The sequence below is a fragment of the Thiolapillus sp. genome, assembly GCF_048562965.1.
In the GTDB taxonomy this organism is placed as follows: domain Bacteria; phylum Pseudomonadota; class Gammaproteobacteria; order Chromatiales; family Chromatiaceae; genus Thiolapillus; species Thiolapillus brandeum_A.
Genome location: NZ_JBHNMF010000499.1, coordinates 1 through 2,397 on the forward strand (window position 1 = coordinate 1; position 2,397 = coordinate 2,397).

Consider the following 2,397-nt stretch of genomic DNA (forward strand, 5'->3'; position numbering starts at 1 on the left):
GACAAATAAGCCCGTTTCTCCCACAGGTCCCAGGTATCCCTGTATCTCTCATTCTTCAGCCGCGTAATTGGCCTACCAAACCATCGCTCGCAGTCCTTATAGAACCTCCTGTTGTCTTTGTCCTCTGAACCCGTATCGCAGTACGCGACAACATCCGCATTTATCATCTTAGTAGCTACAGCACTGGCGGCACCTGCTGAGAACCAACTGATTATGCGGGTCATGTATCACCACCTGACTTCATCCGAAAATCGTAGTCACGCTGCAAATTGAGCCAGTATTCTTTGCTGGTTTCGAATGTGCATGCCAAATAATACGCAACTATCGGGGAGATATCACACTGACCCTGGAGAAGGCTCCTCGTGTATTCCGGGGATTTCCCCAGGTTATCCGCAAGCTCAGCAGTAGACATACCCCGGGGTTTCACATAGTACTCCCGTAACAACTCCCCCGGGTGCTGTACTTTAAGGCGTAACTCTCTCTCCGCAAAGTGATCTACAGCCTCTAACTGTTCAGACCCTGGGGTACTATCATCATATTTCTTCTGTAAACGAAGCCAGAAATCAATGCTGATACTGAACAGGTGTGCTAGGGATACTGCATCCTCATAGGTAATATCACGGTTTCCCGTGATGAGGCTAGCCAGGTGCTCGATACTGCACCTCATCGCATATGCCAATTCCGTAATGCGCATATGCCGCGGACGCATGAACTGCATAAGCAGTATCTCCCCCGGATGCTCCACTGGCTCTTTATTAGTTTCTTCAGTCATTTCAGTTTCTCCTCCAACAATTCTCTCTCAGCATCCCCGCGTATCACCCATAGATCCTCTGTGATTTCCGACCAGGGGAGGCAGCGATACATCCTGAAAGGCGCTTCCCCGGGTTTCCACCCTGGGGGCTTTTCCAACTGCAAAACATAAATCGGTACGCGTGGGTTCCCCACAGCAAAGTGAGCTTCAGCCTCTAACTGCGCGTCTTTCAGCGTAGTGGCACTGCACTCAATGGGCTTGGTGTCTGTCTGTTTTGCCATGTAATATTTCATTTCAGTTTCTCCTGTTTAATTAGTCCCAAGACATTTGATTAAGTTAAAAAGCGTATTATCACAGAACCAGCGGTTACCCCGGGCCGCGTACCTGCTGTATGCGTTAAGAACCTTACCCGCGTCGTCAACCTCGATCAGGTGGATATATGCGTTACTGTACTGCTTGGAAAACTTCCGTGTAGCCTCGCGCTTAGCCAGACCCAGAGTCGTAGCCTGGCAGCGCTCTTTTCCTTCGCTGTCTGATGTTGCCATGTAAAACTTTGTCATTTCAGTTTCTCCTAAATTGTAGCCGTCCCCGGCTGGTGATCAATCGTCAAGGCCTCTGCGTGCGTTGTCTCGCAGTTCTTCCAGTGCAGATAGCATCCGCTCCAGGGTTACAGAGTACCCCTCTTCCTCCACTTCATATCTCAGAGCCCCAGCCTGCCGTACCAGGTCCATATGGGTATCATCGGCTGAAATATCTACTGAGTACTCCAGCCACTGATCCAGCGCCTCATCAGACATGGGAGGCAGGCGACCAGGGCGATAAACCGCCAGCACGTCATAGGGGAAATCATCTAGGGGGTCGCGGCGGAATCGCTGATAGCGCAGCGGCCCGGTCTGTAGCGCGTATTCCGCGGCTGACAGGCTGTCATAGACGCCGTGAGCGTAGCGGGCCGTGTTGCGAGACGCGCCTAAATAGCCCCCGGTGCAGACTTCACCAGTTGCAATGATGCGCGGCGGCGTGGTCATGATTTCGTACCGGTCAAGATCCACATGTTTCGCGTCGTTGCGGTTAGGACCCCAATATTTAACCTCTACAACATAATATTTAGTCATTTCAGTTTCTCCAGATTTGTAGCCGTCCGTGGCCGGTTGGTGGTGGTCAGTCTTTGCTCAGCGCCATAACGCCGCTTCTTGCGCGACCGTCCGGCCGGTTCTGTCAGATAAGTCCCAGTGGCTGAAATCCAAGGGCAGACAGCCCCACCGGGCGGCGACATGCGCAACGGGATCACCGTCATTGTCTACCAGTCCCCACTGATCAAAATCTGGGGTAAGTGTGCCCCACCGGACGGCGACATGCGCTACCGTCCGACCCTTATAACCGTCTGCCAGTTCCCACTGATCAAAATCCAGGGGCAGGTGGCCGAAACGTGCCGCCTCATGCGCAACCGTCCAACCGTGGGCATCACATAACGCCCAATCGTCGAAATCATCCGGGAGTGTGCCGGAACGTGCCTGTGCATATAATCTGTTCATATCATTCTCCAGTTTGCAGCCGTCCCTGGCCGGTTGGTGGTTAACCTTATGCTATTGATGTCTCGTACGAATCGCGAACCGTAATACCGCGAACGCTAGCTAAATCCCACTGAT

General features: G+C 52.5%; 5 protein-coding genes. All 5 read right to left on the minus strand.

Annotation, left to right across the window (positions count from 1 at the left end):
- Nucleotides 1–224 (minus strand): hypothetical protein (locus ACOCD2_RS16885; RefSeq protein ID WP_419625814.1); only part of this gene is annotated, 224 nt, incomplete at its 3' end.
- Entirely contained in the window at nt 221–772 is a 552-nt protein-coding gene (locus ACOCD2_RS16890) for a HigA family addiction module antitoxin (protein ID WP_419625815.1), read from the minus strand. The genes ACOCD2_RS16885 and ACOCD2_RS16890, both read right to left, overlap by 4 nt.
- Nucleotides 769–1,044 carry a hypothetical protein gene (locus tag ACOCD2_RS16895; RefSeq protein ID WP_419625816.1) on the minus strand — a complete coding sequence of 92 codons (276 nt, stop codon included), beginning with the start codon at nt 1,042–1,044 and terminating at the stop codon, nt 769–771. Before ACOCD2_RS16895 ends, ACOCD2_RS16890 begins: the two co-directional genes overlap by 4 nt.
- A gap of 306 nt (nt 1,045–1,350) precedes the next feature.
- Complete coding sequence (locus ACOCD2_RS16900; RefSeq protein ID WP_419625817.1) at nt 1,351–1,863, minus strand: hypothetical protein; 513 nt, start codon at nt 1,861–1,863, stop codon at nt 1,351–1,353.
- A 57-nt stretch (nt 1,864–1,920) separates the two neighbouring features.
- Nucleotides 1,921–2,283, minus strand: coding sequence for a hypothetical protein (locus ACOCD2_RS16905; RefSeq protein ID WP_419625818.1), 363 nt, complete (start codon nt 2,281–2,283; stop codon nt 1,921–1,923).
- Between the last annotated feature and the right edge of the window lie 114 nt (nt 2,284–2,397).